Below are 16737 nucleotides of genomic sequence, written 5' to 3' on the forward strand. Positions count from 1 at the left end.
CGTGTGTGCCGGTTGGTTTGCGGGATGGCCCCGGCTGAAGGCGTCGAACAGCGCCTGGACCCGGGCCTCATCTTCGGGGAGGCGGCGGGTGCTGGCGCTTCAGCGCCGCCATTCCGTCCGGCAACGCCTCTAGCACTGCCTTGCTAGGGCCAAACCTTGCCATCGGCAGCTTTCAGGCTGGCCAGCTGGTTTCGTGCTCTGCAGGCTCCGATTTGGAGCCTATCCGGGCGGATCGGGATACGTTGCTGTGGGCCTCGGCTGGCACGCGTCGATCGTTCGTCCGTCTTTCCTTACCTGCGGGTGCCCGAGCGGATCTCGCCGACGATCCGTTGCACGTCAGCGCGAGCGGCGTCCCACTCCGAGTCAGCGGCAAACAACTCGGCCAAGTCCTGCTGCGCCGGCACACCGCTGCCCGAAGGGACAAATTGCCGGGTGACAGCGATGAAGGCGGCTTGCCGTCGGTCAAACGCGCGGCGCTCTCGCTCTAGCGCCGCGCGCTCTTCCGCCCGTTGGTTTTCTGGAGTGCCGGTCATGGTGCACTCGCGCTCGGTGGGTGGCCCTGGGCCGCCTCGTCGCTGTCGTTGTCGGCCATTAGCACGGCGGCCACCTTGATTGCCGTATGCCAGCCAGGGATGGCCTCGACAGAGCGCACGGTACCCGTGGTTGTCCCGCCCACGAGTACGTGGACCGGCGCGCTGCCCAACCCCTCATGTGAGATCGCCTGCAATGCTGCAATTAGCTGGTCCACGCTCAGACCTTCCGGTGGCAAGATTTTCATGTGTTCCGTGCGAGTTTCGATGCCAAAAATCCGGAGGAGCAGAATCGTTTACTCAATCGATTATTGTCTGCTCGCTGGCGTTAACCTCTCTGACCTCATAGTAGCTGTTCGGGGTCGTATTGACGAAGACTACGCGTGGTCGCTTGCCATCCAATAGATGCTGCTGCATTTTGGCGCGGGCGCCGCGGTGGATGCCGACTTTGCCGGCTCGTCTCTGGGCCAGGGCGCTCACCTCAAACGGCCCACCGCAAGCCGGGCACTGGTACTGATAACCGCGGTCAGGGAGGCGACTGCGCTCAGCGAGCGGGTCCAGACACAACGGACATTTTGCATGTTCGAAAGTCATGATTGGCCTTTATTTTACATAATTATCATTATGAATTTAAGCTTTGTCAGGGCTAAGTTGTAATGTCCGCTATAGCCAAGTTCAAATGTCCGAGTTTGTCGGGCGTAACCTGAGCGGTTTCCAGTCTGCTGGAGGCTGCCATGACACCGGACACCATCACCCTAACCACGCGGCAAGTGTATTGACGGGCTTTAATCGTGCGGGCCATGGTGCAGATTGAATCCGTACAGCTTTCGCTAAAGGCCGATCCACGCCAACCTAGTTTTTCGGCAGTCTACCTCGCAATCGCGCTAGTCTTCCCGCCATTCGCTTCCCTGTCTCGTGAAATGCGACGCGTTCCCGCCGAAGCACGGCGCGTTAGCGTGCAGAGAGCGCCTATGGCGACGGGGAAAAATCACCACCGCCTCGCGCTGGCCTCCGCGGACTATTTAGCCGGCCGTCGGGCCACAAGAGCCTGAGTTAGCACGCTGCTTGCCTCCCCCAGGATCCTCTTAAGTGTGGCTTGTTGGAACTCTCTGAACGACGAGACCGTTAACGCGTTGAACACCTCTCGCAATAGCTCTTGGTCTAGGGCATGCAACGTTTGGCATGGTGCCCCCGCCGCCGCCAGCATCCGAGGGTGGTTGATGCGACGACGACAAGAGCCTTCCCAAGCATTGACAATGGATTGCGCGGTGTACCTTGGGGCCTATGTCCCCCTCGGTATCGCGACATGTCCTTCAAAACAGATGCGCTGCAATTCGGGCCTGCATCCCTCGAGCACCCATAGACAGCTCCCTGCCCCCACCCACTTTTCGATTGGTGCTGATGGCTTGCTCTGGTCCAAAGGACGAGCAGCGCGCACCGGCGTTGCAGCTTTACCGAGGTGTCATAAACCAGACCTATCGTGCGGTCACGCTCGCAGGCGCGGTGCCGAAAGTGATGATCCTCTCCGCCCTGCACGGATTTATTGGCCCGGATCTCGAGGTTGAGCCTTATGACGTTCGGCTCGCGCTCGAGCCCGCAACAAATTAGCGCAATGTCCGCGCTCAAGCATTCTGGCTTCGCTAATTATCACGATCCGGAGTTGCGCGGTGAGCATTGCTGGTCGTTTTCGCCCGTCAAATGGTCGAGACGCTCGGACGAAAATGCTTTTCGTTGTAGGGATAGCGTTTTCCGGACTCCAGGTCGAAAGCCACTCTGTCCGTCAGTGTTTCCAGCGCCTTGCCATACAGGTGAAAAAGCAGCGCCGGCTGGCCGTTCAGCACATGGATACTATGCACATCATCGGGCTGGTAGAGCGCAGGGTGACCAGGCTCGACCTTGAACTCCCTGTCGACCACCACGGCGGCCGGCCCGTCGTCGGCAGTGATCCGATAGACCCGGTTGGTCTCTTCCCCCTCGATCCCCACGATGATGGCCCAGGTGCCATGGTTGTGCGGCACGCTGGTCTTCCCAGGGTGCAGCGCGTTGACGTAGAGTGCAAAGCCTTGATCCGGATCAGCGTGCAGTACGTAACGCTGTGATCCAGACCCACCGGGCGCCGGCAGCGGAAAGTTGGCGAAAGAGAACCACTCGCGGCGGGCGGCAAGTTCCTCTAGCACCTGCGCCGTGCGCTCCAGCTTGTGCTCCGCGCTTTCCGCATGGATGCGCTTGATCCGCTTGACGGCCGCGGCCACGAGGGGCTTCCAGGCGGGGGAATGACTCATGCGGGTTCTCCTGTGCTACGTTGATGAACGGCGATATCGCCGGATGTCAATGTCCCGTTAACCAAGCGCCCGAGCAGCGCATGCGTGCGCTGCTCCGCCAAGGCAGCCGATGCCGGATGAAAGGGCGGATGGCCGAAGCGTCCGAAGCCGTGATCGGCCTCGGCATAGACATGAACCTCGGCGTGTGGCTTCCCTGCGAGATCCTTGCGCAGGCCGTCGACAAGTTCGGGAGGCGTGCGGAAGTCGAGATGCCCGATATGGACCAGGGTGGGCACGTCTATGGTCTTTCCAGCGCCCCCATGATCGCCCATGCGCGTCGGGTAATATGCCACGGCGGCATCAAGCACGCCCTGCGCCGCACCCAGGTAGGCCAATTCGCCGCCAAGGCAGAAACCCACGGATGCCACCGCGCCGGCACCATGGCGCGAGCGCAGCCACGCGGCGGTCGCTGCCAGGTCCTGGACGGCCAGCGTCCTGTCCAGGCCTGCGCTGAGCGCACGCCCGCGCTGTTGATCCTGCGGGTTGTATTCAAGGTCGACACCAGGCTCCTGGCGCCAGAACAGGTCGGGCACGAGGGCGACATAGCCCAGCGCGGCGTAACGTTCGGCAACCTCGCGAATCCAGCTGTTGATGTTGTAGATCTCCGGCAGAAGAATCACAGCCGGCAGCGGCGTGTCGGGTTGGATGATGGGTTCGACGAACCAGGCGCGAATGGCGCCATCGTCGACGGGGATGGAGAGGGTTCGAGCAGGCATTGTCATTGTGGTTGGGTGGATTCGAGGGACCGATGCACGCGAGCCAGCGGAAATCCCGCTGGCTCGCGCTGTGCTTGCGCGGTCAGCTGTTTTTCCCAGTCGAGATAGGCACGCATCGATGCGGCATTACCGCTTCGGCGGTCGTGAGCCCAGAACAGGAAATCGATGCGTTGCTCACGCGTCAACGCATCCGCCGGGGGAGCCTCGACCGGCTCGCCGGCGGCTTCCCAGCTCGCTTGCCCGCCGCGTACCACGAAGACACTGGCATGCTGGACGGAATCCAACAGGTCTGCCGCGGCAAGATGCGCCAGGCGGTCGTCCTCGGAGAACAGGATGACGTCCTGCCCAGATGCCGCTGCCGCGATGGGGCCGTCCAGGCGCGCCCTGGTTGCCCACGCCGCGCCGGGCGGGTGCGCCAGCAGGTAAGCCTCGCTGCTGCCCACGCACCACGCGGAACCGCCCTGCCCAATCCGCGCTCGGGCTTGGTCGACGTCCAATTCAGGGGCAAGCCTGAGAACGTCGCTCCAGGGGGGATCGATACGTGCCGCCTGGTCCGCCGACACGCCCTCCTTGCCCGCGCGCGCCACCGGTTCAGCCCGCGGCGCCCTGCTGCCATGGAGTGCCAGGGCGTAGGCATCCCAACCCAGCCGGCGCAACCAGAGCGCCGACTGGATGGCCCTGACGCCGTCGTCATCCACCAGCACGACCCGCGCGTGCAACGTCCCAAGCCAGCGGTCGCTGGCCTGGACCAGTTGGCCGCCAGGCGCGTTGTGTGCGCCCTCCAGATGGCCCTGGGCGAATTCCGCGGGCGTGCGGACGTCGAGCACGTAGGTCGTCCGGTGGTCCTCGGTGCGCCAGCGAGCCAACTGGGCTGCATCGATGGCGGGCACGTCCTGAGCTTGGGCGATGCCAAGGCTGCGCTTGCGCGCCTTCTCTTCCTGGGCAAAGTCCGGAGCGGGCGCCTTGTGCCTCAGGCCCGTCTCCAGATTCAGTCCGGCCAGTTGCCAGCCGTGGTTGCCATCTGCCAGGGCAACGACACGGTGGCCGACGCCGGCATCAATCAAGGTCTGTGCGCCCACGATGCCCCGCGTGCGTCCGCCACAAGCCACCACGATCAGCGTGTCGTACGACGGCGCCAGGGCCTCGAAACGCAGCAGGATCTCGCCATTCGGACAGGACAGCGCGCCAGGGATATGGCGTGCGGCATGTTCGGCCTCGCTACGCGGGTCGAGCACGACGAGCGGTGCTCCTTCCGCCTGAAGTCGGTCGAGCGTAACGGCATCAATGGACGGTGTCTCCAGGTGTTCTTCGGCCCATTCGCCCAATACTTTGCCTGGGACATAAACGCCCTGGAATACCGGATGCCCCGCAGCCTCCCATGCGTGGATGCCGCCGTCCAGCGCGAACACCTGCAGGTAGCCGAGCGATCGCAAGCGCGATGCCGCGCGCTGCGCGACATTGTCACCGGCATCCACCAGGACGATCATGCTTGCGTGCCGGGGCACCAGCGATGGCACCACCGCCTCCAGCCGGCTATAGGGTGCATTCACTGCCCACAGCATATGTCCCATGCCGAACTGTCCCTCCTCGCGCACGTCGAGCAGCGCCAGTTCCGTCCGCGGGTCGCAAAGCCGCGCGATGAGTGCCTCGACATCGATGCGTGGCACCGGCTGCCCGATCTCTGCTTGCGTCACGCCATGTCTCCCTGTCCGATCAAGCTAGTGATGGCATCCAGGCTGCTAGCCCGGCCAAAACCGGCTACCGCATCGGCCAGCGATGCCGCATGCGCTCCCAGCACCGGCTCGGCCAGGTCGAGGAACTTGGCGCGAAGATCGTTCCACCGCATTGGCCACGCCACGCTGCCATAGCCAGCGGTGACGGCATGTTCCAGCGTCCGCCCACTGGCCGCATGCAGTTCAAGGCGAGCCGAGGAACGTGTCGCCGCCGGGTCCGGGACGAGCGCCACGCGTTGGCTCAGCGCCTGCACGGTAGGATCGCCAAGTCGCGTCCGTTCGAAGTCGCTGGCCCTGCCCGTATGGCCGGCCAGCCCAAGCGCGATGCAATAGGGAAGGCTGAATTTCGCCTGCGTGGCTGTATGGGCGTCGGCGCTACCCGCGATGCGAATGGCCAGCGGGTGCACATACGCGATCACCTGCTCGACACCGTCCGTGTCCAGCGACGCATGCAATGCCCGCGCGGCGTCGATGGCTGCATGGGTCAACTGGCACGAGGCATAAGGCTTGAAGCTGATGCGTGAGATCTCCCAGGCGCCATCCAGGTCGACGTCGATGGCCAGCGCTTCGTCCTGGAGCAGGCTTTGCAGCAAGCCACGCGGGCCGTCCAGCACGCCGGGTGCGCCTTCGCAGCCCTGGCTGGCCAGCTCGACGGACATGACGGCATCGAGCGCCGCATAGCCCGCGTGCAGTGGCTTCGCCGGCGTACCAAAGGACGCCGCGAGACCACCGGCCTGAGTCGCGGCCAATGCGACGGCGTGGCTGGCCTTCGACGCATCCAGCCGCAGCGCGAGCGCGCCGGCCAGCGCTGCCGCGATGCGCCCGAGCACGGGCGTCACGTGCCAACCATGCGCCGTCAGCCTTTCACCACGCCCCTGCATGCCCAGCCTGGCGCCTGTCTGCAGCCCCACGGCGAAGGCAGCGATGAGGCGGTTCTCCGGCAGCCGGTATTGTTGGCCAAGCGCGAGCAACGTCGCCCAAAGGGGCCCGCTGCCATGGAGAATGGCGTCGACATGAGTGTCGTCATAGTCCAGCACATGGGACAACGAGCCGTTGACCCAGGCGGCCACCGGCGCCGCCGAGCGCCCGCCGGACAGCCACCATGCGGCTCCGTGGCTGGACCACAGGCGTGCGGTATTCGTGATGACGACGGCCTGCGGATCCCGTCGCGCGCCCAGACATACGCCAAGCCAGTCCAGCAACGAGTTTCGGGCGGCGTGCAGCACCTCGGGCGGCAAGCCGTCGGCGCCCAGCAACTGGTCGAATTTGCGCTGTGCGTCGCCGGCGATGCGGGGCAGCAGCAATGGAGGATGGTCGATGTGCATCAGTTCAAGGCGATGCCAGCCGACTGGATGGTCTTAGACCAACGCTGGTAGTGCTCGGCAATGCTCTGCTTCAAGCCCTCCGGAGAACTGAAGCGCAACGTGGCGCCGTGCTGTTCGAGAAACCGCTTGAACTGTGGGTCCTGCGCAATGCGGCCGATCTCCTTGTTCAGGCGCCGCGTAATCTCGGAGGGTAGGTCTGCCGGCGCCAGGACGCCGGCCCAAATGGTGACGGCCAGCTCGGGACGGCCCAGTTCCACCAGGCTGGGAACATCGGGGAGCGCCGCGGAGCGCTTGGGGCTGCTGACCGCGATCGCCTGGAAGCTGCCGCCGCGGATCTGGCCCAGTGCGGATGGCAGGGTCGCGAACATGGCATCGACATGGCCGGCCGCCACATCTGCCATCGCGGGGCCGCCGCCCTTGTAGTGCACATGCAGGACCTGGGTGTTCTCGGCCTCGCGAAAGAGCTCGGCCATCAGATGATTGGTCGTGCCCGCACCGGAAGACGCAAACGACACGCAGCCAGGATGCGCTTTGACGTCGGCGACTAGGGCTTGATAGGTCGCCGGCTTGTTGGGCGCGGTCACGAGCACGGACGGAAAGTCCACGACAGAGGCAATGGGCGTGAAGGAGTCGAACGGCGTGTAGCGCAGGTTCGGATACAAGATTGGACTGACCGCGATCTCGTTGGCGGTGGCGAACAGGAGCGTGTAGCCGTCAGGCTTGGACGCCGCGACGTGTGCAGTTCCCAAAGTACCCGAGGCGCCGCCACGGTTCTCGACGACCACGGGCTGCTTTAACGCGATGCTCAGCTTCTCCGCCAGTGGTCGGGCTACCAGATCGGCAAGGCCGCCCGGCGGAAACGGCACCACCAGACGAATGGATTGCTCGGGCCACTGCGCCTGTGCCGCAGGGGTAACGAAAACACCGGCCAACGCCAGAGATGCCATCGACAGCAGGCTCACTATGCGTCGCGGCATGAGCGAGGTCGATGGGCGGAAAGAAACAAACATCACACACTCCAGAACAATTTCCACGTCCACTGAGTGGCCGCCGCAAGTAGCGGCATCCCGTGGGGTCAGGTCATTGTCTGGGGCGCCGTGGTGTATTCAAAATGCCCATCGCGACTTTGCTTATATATTGCTTGTCGCAACTGAGCCGCCACAGATTTCCAAGGGTGGCTAAGCACCTGATTCAGAAGGGTTTTGGCGGATATCCAACGGCGCTTGCAGCCGCCATCATCACGCCCGCGATCAGTAGCGGTGATCATTTCGGTGCTGTTGCTGATGTTTCAGACGGGCTCGCCGCTCACGCAATAGCACCGGCATCCTGATGACGAAAGAACAACCGGAGCATCTGGAACGCCTGGGACACCACCGGGTTCACCGAATTCTGTCGACAGTAGAGGTAGTAGCTCACGTCCGGCATTTGCGGCAACCCTTCGCGATCGCCAAGGATGCGCATATCCGGCGTCAGCATCTCGACGGTGCGCGGCGTGATGCCTAGCCCCGCCCGCACCGCGGCGCGCACGCCGACCGGACTCGACGACGTATAGATCTGGCGCCACGGCTGGCCATGTCGTGCCAAGGCCTCCAGCGCAAAGCGACGAAACACGCTGGGCTCGTCGCCAAGCACCAGCGGCAAAGGTTCGCCGCGCGCGAACTTGAAATTGGCGGAACAAAGCCAGAGAACGGGCGCACTGCGGACGACGAACGATTCCAGCGCATCGTCGCGCCGGGTCGCGAGCGCCAGATCTAGCCCCGCATCATGCAGATTCTTGAGCAATTCCGGACTGCGGCCGATCGTCACCTCGTAGCTGAGGTGGGGCATGAGCCGGGAGAGCTGGGCGAGTATCATTGGCAGCAAGGCTTCCGCCGCATCATGCGATGAACCGAGGCGCAGCGAGCCGCGCGGACTTCGCGCCTGCAGGAAGGCCATCGCATCGTCGTGGAGCGCGAGCATTTCCTGCCCGTATCGGAGCAGATGTCGGCCCGTATCCGTCAACACCTTGCTACGGCCCGTACGCAGGAACAGCGGTTGCCCAATCAGTTGTTCGAGCTTCTGCATGCGCTGCGAAATCGCTGATTGCGTGCAGTGGAGTGCGGAGGCGGCGGCGTGGAAAGTCCCCTGGCGCTCCACCTCAACAAATGCGCGCAGCAAGATCAGGTCAAGGGTAGCCGACGCATCGGCTGGAAAGCGTTCCGATTCTTCTGCCATTATTGCCAACCCGCCTTTGTCCGGATAAGGCCTCTTCCGGTGCATGGCGAGAAGGCGATTAATCGCGCCGCTCGCATACGTAAGAGAAAAATTGTGCTTCGTCGCGAAAGGCTGTGGCCCTCGCTTTCCACAATGCCGCTAACCTTGTTTTCCACGAGTGTCGATCAACGCCGATCCCGCCAGCCACAGCGTGTTGATGAGCCGGCTCGCGATCTCCGGGCCGATATCGATGCGATTGGCCAGCGATTGCCTGGGATTGCCGGTGGCCATGCCGCGCAGCCATTGCCAGTAACGGACGGCCGCCGGCTTCTCGAGGCCTAGTGATTCGTGCGCGGCGGCGAGCGTTTCGCTGAGGGCGGATTGGCCTGGCGTGGCAATCGCTACGTCTCTCGGCAAGACTTCAGTGCCGGCAAAGATCAGCAACGTGACGAGGAGCAACGTGACAGCACCTTGCAGCAGCAGCCTTCCGAGAAGCAGGATCATCATCCCGATCGAAGCAGTCGATCATATGTGTGGTGCCCCCTGTTCCCAACGAAGAATTCCTGCTTTGCAAATTTGGGGTCAACGAGAGTAGATATCTCGCGTCTGCTCTATCCGGAACCAAAGATGCAACCCGCCTTGTCCGCGGTGGACTTTCCCAAGCCCTAAAAGCTACCCACCCACGTAATCTGCACCGCCTGATATGGTATCGCTCTCCCCTACACTACCTATGATCGGCTGGCCGAGATCGATTAGGGCATGCTCGTGGAGCACAAGCGGCCGGAGCATGTGCCGACCATTGCGGCAAAGGTCCAGGCATTGTGGGATGATCAGCACCAGATCTACCTCGCACGCACGCTATTGCGCGAGCCGCCGCGCCAGGCGCACCTCGCTCAGAACACGAAACGCCTGCGCTTGATCAATCGGCTGGATCCGGGGCACGCTATATTTCCCGGTCCGGATCCGTCCCATGATTCACTTATGGTTTCGCCGGCGGAACAGTCCCATCGTCTGACCACAAATAATCCTTGAACATTTCTTTGTAGACGGGATGCATTAGCAGGACTTTTTCGCCGATGAACGCTGCGGCTTCTGCGAACGTCATGTTCTTCAACGTCAGATTCTTGATCTCGTAGGGACGCAGCATTGGCTTGTCAGGATATTTCACGAGCAAGCATTCTTTCTCGGCGTCATATTCGAACTGGATACCTTTGGAGTTCATAGTGGTGTCTCAAAGCCAGATAGTGGTGTACGAATCCCACCTGTTCCAAAACGGAGGCATTCGGCATATCGGGTCATTGCCGATCTCATGCAAATTGCCGCGCCGGCTGAGCCGTAGCGAGCTTTCACAGTGGATTGGCAATTTCCCTCATCTTGGTCTCGTTGGCGTTCACAATCATCATCATCGCCTCCACTCATGTCACAAGAAAGCAAGCGAGCCGCACCAATGACTGTTCCACTGACATGTCTGACCATGCGGATGCCTGCAGAGCCCAGTTCTGCACCTAGGCGCGTCAGTAATGTATCCGGACTATGCTTCTCCCCATTGCCCGGCTCTAGCACGTCAGCTGGCACCGGCATTGGAGCCATCCCAGGTCCTGATTGTCCATTCCTGGGATTTACCGGAATTCGTATCAGTTGTGTCGGGCTAGCCTGCGCATGAGCATTTGTGAACAACCATCCGAACCAACCTTTGATCGTATTCCACATCGACGTTAGCCAACTAGCGTTTTCGCTTGTTGGCGGAACGCTGATGGCGGATCTGGCCGCTTGACCAAAAGGATTTTCGGATAATGAAGTCAAGCTCTGCGTAGTCAGCTCTGCAGGCAACCAATATGCGACCAATCGGTGTGCATTGTCGTATTCCAATTCATATCGGAATGAACCCGGTCCGGACACCGTTGTGAGAAAACCCGCTTGGTTGTACCCGTATACGACGGTGTCTGTTCCGCGCTGGTACAGCGTCATGTTACCCCGATTGTTGTACCGGATCTCAATTTGCCTACCAGACGTGTCGATGGCGGTAAGAAGTCTTCCCGCGCTATCATAGGTCAGCGCTCGGCCGATTTGCCCCTGAGGATTCGTCAAGATGGCAAGATTGCCTGACGTATCGTAGGAGTAGGTCCATCTTGCACTCTCTATATTGTCAATGGTATCCATCGCCGCGATGACAAGGCCATTTGCATCGTACTCCCATCGCAGACCGGTGCTTTGACCGAGTTGGATCGCTCCGAAGCCCAGCGATCCGTTCTGATCGCTCGTTGCATAGGTGACATAGCTCGTAGTCTGCCCCTTTGCATCGTAAGTAAATCCATCTACCCGATTTGGAGACGCAACCCTTAGCGGTAAGTTGTAGGTCGGATGCCACTCGGTGGTCGTTGTCTTCGCGCCAGCCGTTCCGTAACCTTCGATGCGTTGAGTCTCACGCCCGAGCGCATCATAGGTGTAACGGATTTCCTTGTCGGCAAAATCGACCGTGCTCGACAGGTTGCCGCTTGTGTCATAAGTGCTGGTTTTCGCAACGTCACCACACTCGACACACGGTGCCGACACGTTCGTCGGCCGCAATACATTGTTTTGCAGATCGAATGTATAGGTCCGGTTGCTGCCGTCCGCGGATGTCACGACGCTTTGACTCTGACTCAAGTATTGCACCTGGACTTTATCGGCACCGCCAGCATGCTCCGAACTGATTGCGCGTCCCTGCTCATCGTATGCGTAGGAAGCAAAACGTGCTCCGGCTTCATCGGTGATACCCGTTAGCGCTGTGGTGAAGCGTGTATCCTCATAGTGATAATGGCGAGAATTTCCATCCGGCCAAGTGACGCTAGCTAGAACTCCGGCTGAATCGTAGCTATATTGGATGACTTTGCCATCAGGCGTTGTAACCGACGTAATGCGGGCTTGCGCATCGTAGCCAAAACTCAGGATCTGGTTAAATTGGTTCTTGACATTAATAAGCAGGCCGGTCCGCGGAGTTACCCCAGCCGGCGTGTTGGTGTCGCTGTAAGTTAGCGTTGTCGTCCAGCCATTTCGCTCACGGACAGTCAAGAGTTTGCCCGTACTGTCATATGACTCGATGGTATCGGTAGCAGCCTCCACATATGTCCACCCGGAAATTAAGTTTGTGTTATCGAGCGCGACCTTAAGTGCATCATGATTTCCATCTGCCGCAGTCCACGTGTTTCCGCCCGTGGCAATAAACTGCTTGAATGCGCCATCTGCTCTAATGACAAAAAGGCGAGCCCCATTACCCTTATCAAACGGGACAACTAGTCGTCTTTGCCATTGATGCATCCAGAGCTGCGAGAAACCGTCATAGGGGCCAGAAAAGTAGCTTGATCGATAGACCCGGCTGAGCGTGAGAGCATTGAGACCTGCCCCTTGGAAATCCACCTCAATTTGCGCTTTTATGCTCGTGCCCGGATAGATAGGATTCCCGACCGGACAAGATTTCTCGATAATTTGGTCACGCGCTATACCGGTCGACCAGTATTCAGCTCCTCCACACTGCTGACCAAGTGGCTTGGCAAGATTCGGTGTAGACCCGTCAATACAATTGGTCCCTACGACGTAAGTATCGGAGTGTACAAACCGAGGATTTGGTCCATACTCATATTGACAAGTAGGGGTAGCGCCGACGAAATGGTACATGCCTTGGCCACGATCTGCTCGCGCTAAATAGGCTAGGCATGCGAGATCCTGGCTGGGTTGCCAAACGTCATAGGTGGTAACGCGATATGATGTAACTGGAATCTCAGCGAGCACTGCTAGCGGAGTCAGTATAGATGCTATCGCCAAGAAACGGATGAACAACCTGGAAAGAGCTAAATTCGTTGTCTCCGGAAACAAATTGGGAGTGCCTCGATTGCACCAACCGGCCCATTCCTTTATTCGTTTCAATTTCTTTCCTCATATTATTCATCATCTAAAGTGACGGACCCGTGCATATAGGGCTCGCTAAACCATATTTAGCGTATGATGGTTGCTACCAAGTACTTTGCATTATGCAAGGACTGCTGAAGAAACCATCGGGACCAGATCTGAGTTTAAAATTCCCTATGTATGGGGCAGAAAAAACGTCACACGAACATCACACAGCGCTTGTTCAGAAGAAAATGGTCCGCTTATGTCGGCACCTGGGTCGTCCAAGCATAAAGTTCCACCTGTACCAGGCGAGCGTGAAACAACATCAAGAGCAGGGTGAGGAAGAGGCCCTTCGTCGAGGGGTCTCGTACGAGCGTCAAAATACAGCGGAAAGGCTCACTAGTGCGGCGATCTGTTGGTTGCATTTGGTCGATCGATGAGCTCGCATGGCTCACTCCATAGTCTCACCCGTGCCCTCCTTTGTTTCGCCGACCGACTAGAGTGTACGGATCCCTATATCGTTAATGTATCGTTTTATTTACAACTGATATGTGATGTGTTCATATCTATGGATATTCGAAAGACGCAAGGCACAGTTCTCTTCTCTTTCCCGGTGGGAGATGTGTTTAACCGCTCGGAAGTCTTGCGGTTAGGGTTACCGTATCGTAGTATTATCATACGATACGATTGGAGCCAACATGGCCAGAACGGGTGTTTCCTATGAGAGTGTGGCGGTGGCCGCAGATGCTCTCGTCGCTGAAGGGCAGAAGCCAACCTTGAGTGCGGTGCGAGAGCGGCTGGGCAACACCGGCAGCATGAACACCATCCATCGGCACTGGACGCTTTGGAGCGGTCAGCACAAGCCGGCACCCCGAAAAATCAACGAACCGAATACCAGGTTGCTGCAGGCTTTGGGTACAGAGCTATCGAAAGCCGCGGAAGAAGCTGCGAGCGAGGCAGAAGCGAACCTGGCTCAGGCCATGAAGAGGGTCGGCAGGGATTCATGTAAAAAACCGCAGAAACGAACCTAACCTTATGATTATATTGGAATAATGGTGACTTCGAAATCCAGCGGACCGATCTTCCGGCGGAAGTCGAGTGTGTAGTCTCCAAATCGGTTGATATGGGCCGTGCGGAACGGCGCAAGGCCGCCCAATATCTCCGGCGTGATCTCGGTGCCTTCGTCGCGAAGCTCTCGCAGTACACGTGTCATGCCCACCACGTTGTGCAGGATGATCATGTTGGCCACGAGGTGGTTGTACTTGATGACCTTGCGCTGCTCGTGCCGGATGTTTTCGGCAATGATCCCCTCTCCCCCGAAAAACGACCAGCCGGCAAAGCCGTTGAATTGTTCGCTCTTGTTGGTTTCGGCGTGGATCACCTTGCGCAGTCCGACGTCCCCGATGTAGCTCAGCAGAAACATGGTCCGGATCACTTTGCCGAGTTCGACGAAGGCGAAGTACAGCTTGTTCTTGCGGCTGTAAGTGCCAAGTCGGCGCAGGATGGCCGATGGCGTGATCTTTCCCGTCTTGATAGACACAGCCACCCGCAGCATCGCCGGCAGATGCAGTTCAATCAACTGCCAGTCGATCACGTCGCTGAACAGCGTATTGATGTTCTGGTACACGGTGCCCGCCTGCGGGCGATGGAATTTCAGGTCCTGGATGCCTCGGATGCGCGGCATGAGCTGGATGCCAAGCAAGTGAGCCAGCGCAAAAACCGGGTAGCTCTGTGCCTGCGTGTCACCGTGGATCGTGTCGGGCCGAATGTCGGACTCGTTGCTCATCAGCCCATCCAGGATGTGGATCCCCTCATAGGTGCCACAAGAAATGAAGTGACTGAACAGTGCGATGAACTTGTCGGAGACATGGTAGTAGCCGATGCCGCCGTAGCCGCCATAGCGGATGTGGTGCTCGGACAGTAGGTTCTGCTCGTACAGGTTCCACTTGGTGCCATCGGCCGATGCGTGTTTGCCGGTGCCCCAGTAACCGGGCAGTTCGAACTTGTTGTAGGCGTTAATCACCTTGACGATGGCCTTGTCCAGAAGGTCTTCGCTGACGTATTTCAGGTTCAGCCAGGAAATCTGACGCCGACTCAGACCTTTGATCGATTTGGCGGTCTGAACGGGTCCCAGGTTGCAGCCATAGCAGAACAAGGTCGTGATCACGCGCATGCGCAAGTCCTCAAGGCGACTGTCGGTCCCCGCCAGCGGACGAAACAGCTTGTGAAGGTCCAGCCACCGCTCGGTGTCGATCATCACGTCCACAATGCTGGCCGCCTCCATCCGCTCGGTGATCATGCCGTCGATGCGCGCGGCGGCCTCGACAATGTCTGAGCGAGGCGGTTTTCTGAGGATCAGGCGTCCATCGCCGATTTCAGCATGGGCGTTTTCTGGAAATCCGGCATCGATTTCCATGGCTCGCAGCGCCATGGACGATTTCAGCTTCGACACGAAGGCGCCGGGCTCCGTCTCGATGCCCGTGACCTGCCCATAGTCGCCCAGCTCGCGTTCAAAGGTTTCGTCATCGACCAACTGCTCGCGGTAGTCGTCGTAGCGCTCCCCGAACTTGATGAAGAGGTCTCCGGACTTCAGATCGTCCTTGACGGCGTGCATGACGGCCAGCTCAAAATACCGGCGGCGGACGGACTCCGCGCGGCCCTTGCCTGCCGGTTTGACCAGCACAAGCTTTCTCCACTGGGCCGACATCCAGCGCAAATCCGTGTCTTCACTCAGGCCCAGCATGTCCAGCGGTACGGTGTCGGCACGGTTGTCGCGCAGTTTGGAGAGGGCTTCCATCAGCCGCTCCACCACCAGGTCCTCGCTGCTGGCCTTGGGCGACGCGATGTCGATGCAGTTGAGCAGCTGCGCTCGCACCATCTTGTACGGCTGCAGCAGGAACGGCAGGTGGTTGCGCCCGGCATAGGCCAGATGCTGTTCGCATTCGTTCAGCAGCTCGTCCACTTCGGCCACCAGGGTCGTGCTGATGGCTTCGACGCGTTGGGTGTCGGTCCCAACCAACTGGTAGGCACCCAGGATGTCCTTGAGCTGCCCGACCAGCATGTCGGTCTTGTGGACGCGCTCCTGCTGGAAGGACAACAGTTTCTGCCGGGCATTGTTCTCCAGGTTCTGCATGAGACGGATGAACAGGTCGGCAGCGTCGTCCAGCGATTGGGCATGCTGCGCCCGAATGAAGATCACCACCAGCGCATAGCGCTTTTGTGGCTTGAGTTCAGCCATCTCAGTGGCATTGAGCGCGCGCGCCAGCAGCCGGAACTGCTTGAGCTTGGGCACGGGCACGTCGGGCTTGGGAAGTTGCTCCACCAGGTGCTGCAGACGCCGGATGTGCTGGATGTAGGTCCGTGTTTCTTTGTTGGTGGGCCGCTTGGGCTCGCGCTTGAGCATTTGCCAGGGTGACGCCGACTCGCCCGTGGCCGTCTTGAGCAAGCCATCGATCAATGTCTTCGTCTGTGACGTCAGTTGCCCAGCGATGGCGGAGAAATGCTGGTTGTTGCTCTTTTCCCGGGCACGAAACGCCATCCGATCCAGCGTCGAGAAGGCGGGCAATTCGCAGCGATGGTGGACCAACTCCTCCAGCATCACGTTGATGATGTCGGCCACGGCGTGTTTCGTCTCGGCCGCGGTGTCCGCCACAACGCCCAGCCAGGCGTACCCCGCCGGGTTGAGTGGTTTGACGTTCAGATAGCGACGCAATGCTGTGAAGACCACCATGCGCGAGCCCGAGGCCTCAAAGCGCTTGAGGTCCGCCAGCGCTGGCGCCCGCGGAACACCCGCGTGCTGTGCAACGTGTTCCCTGATCACCTGCGGCACATCGGACAGTGTCAGAAAATACCCCAGGCGCTGGAAAACCTTCAGGTGAATGAGGGCGGCCACGCGAGGTAAAGGCCGTTTGCCGACTCCCGCCACCAGCGCCCGTTCCGCCTCGGTGGGTGTGAAGAGTTCTGCCAGCTCCCTCTCAGTGGGGTCGGGCTTCAGATGGGGATAGGCCGTCTCATGAAGCGTAGTCATTCGTGAGGCCTCCCCCGCTGGTGCG

13 protein-coding genes are annotated in these 16737 nt (G+C 60.0%); 2 read left to right on the forward strand and 11 right to left on the reverse strand.

From position 1 onward, the window contains the following. Window positions 1–290 precede the first annotated feature (290 nt). The gene (locus tag AC3WXD_RS26350; RefSeq protein WP_454734071.1) at window positions 291–533 is read right to left on the reverse strand and encodes a hypothetical protein; all 243 of its coding nucleotides are present in this window, start codon (window positions 531–533) and stop codon (window positions 291–293) included. A 1398-nt stretch (window positions 534–1931) separates the two neighbouring features. On the opposite strand from AC3WXD_RS26350, the gene AC3WXD_RS26355 reads away from it, so the two are divergent. Continuing rightward, window positions 1932–2138, forward strand: coding sequence for a DUF6884 domain-containing protein (locus tag AC3WXD_RS26355; protein WP_370552872.1), 207 nt, complete (start codon window positions 1932–1934; stop codon window positions 2136–2138). An 86-nt stretch (window positions 2139–2224) separates the two neighbouring features. Here AC3WXD_RS26355 and AC3WXD_RS26360 read toward each other — a convergent pair whose 3' ends face one another. From AC3WXD_RS26360 to AC3WXD_RS26400, 9 genes are all read right to left on the reverse strand, one after another. After that, a complete protein-coding gene (locus AC3WXD_RS26360; RefSeq protein WP_059414316.1) occupies window positions 2225–2812 on the reverse strand; it encodes a cysteine dioxygenase family protein in 588 nt (195 codons plus the stop codon). Continuing rightward, window positions 2809–3567, reverse strand: a complete 759-nt coding sequence (locus AC3WXD_RS26365; RefSeq protein WP_059414318.1) for a dienelactone hydrolase family protein — start codon at window positions 3565–3567, stop codon at window positions 2809–2811. The genes AC3WXD_RS26360 and AC3WXD_RS26365 overlap by 4 nt, the downstream gene beginning before the upstream one ends. A gap of 2 nt (window positions 3568–3569) precedes the next feature. After that, window positions 3570–5261 carry a rhodanese-like domain-containing protein gene (locus AC3WXD_RS26370; protein ID WP_059414320.1) on the reverse strand — a complete coding sequence of 564 codons (1692 nt, stop codon included), beginning with the start codon at window positions 5259–5261 and terminating at the stop codon, window positions 3570–3572. Continuing rightward, window positions 5258–6625: an MmgE/PrpD family protein gene (locus tag AC3WXD_RS26375; protein WP_059414322.1), complete on the reverse strand. Its 1368-nt coding sequence runs from the start codon at window positions 6623–6625 to the stop codon at window positions 5258–5260. The genes AC3WXD_RS26370 and AC3WXD_RS26375 overlap by 4 nt, the downstream gene beginning before the upstream one ends. Then, window positions 6625–7635, reverse strand: a complete 1011-nt coding sequence (locus AC3WXD_RS26380; protein WP_059414324.1) for a Bug family tripartite tricarboxylate transporter substrate binding protein — start codon at window positions 7633–7635, stop codon at window positions 6625–6627. The genes AC3WXD_RS26375 and AC3WXD_RS26380 overlap by 1 nt, the downstream gene beginning before the upstream one ends. Window positions 7636–7930: 295 nt before the next feature. Further along, entirely contained in the window at window positions 7931–8839 is a 909-nt protein-coding gene (locus AC3WXD_RS26385; RefSeq protein WP_059414326.1) for a LysR substrate-binding domain-containing protein, read from the reverse strand. A 138-nt stretch (window positions 8840–8977) separates the two neighbouring features. Beyond that, on the reverse strand, window positions 8978–9325 hold the full coding sequence (locus AC3WXD_RS26390; RefSeq protein ID WP_059414328.1) for an ABC transporter permease family protein: 348 nt from the start codon (window positions 9323–9325) through the stop codon (window positions 8978–8980). A 472-nt stretch (window positions 9326–9797) separates the two neighbouring features. Further along, window positions 9798–10040, reverse strand: a complete 243-nt coding sequence (locus tag AC3WXD_RS26395; protein ID WP_059414330.1) for a hypothetical protein — start codon at window positions 10038–10040, stop codon at window positions 9798–9800. Then, window positions 10037–12472: a DUF6531 domain-containing protein gene (locus tag AC3WXD_RS26400; protein WP_156173992.1), complete on the reverse strand. Its 2436-nt coding sequence runs from the start codon at window positions 12470–12472 to the stop codon at window positions 10037–10039. Before AC3WXD_RS26400 ends, AC3WXD_RS26395 begins: the two co-directional genes overlap by 4 nt. A 911-nt stretch (window positions 12473–13383) precedes the next feature. On the opposite strand from AC3WXD_RS26400, the gene AC3WXD_RS26405 reads away from it, so the two are divergent. Then, window positions 13384–13716, forward strand: a complete 333-nt coding sequence (locus tag AC3WXD_RS26405; RefSeq protein WP_492324975.1) for a DNA-binding protein — start codon at window positions 13384–13386, stop codon at window positions 13714–13716. 8 nt (window positions 13717–13724) lie between these two features. Here the strand turns inward: AC3WXD_RS26405 and AC3WXD_RS26410 are convergent, their stop codons facing one another. Next, on the reverse strand, window positions 13725–16712 hold the full coding sequence (locus tag AC3WXD_RS26410; protein WP_492324976.1) for a Tn3 family transposase: 2988 nt from the start codon (window positions 16710–16712) through the stop codon (window positions 13725–13727). Window positions 16713–16737: the final 25 nt, after the last annotated feature.

The sequence above is a fragment of the Cupriavidus sp. FW216-B1 genome, assembly GCF_058789195.1.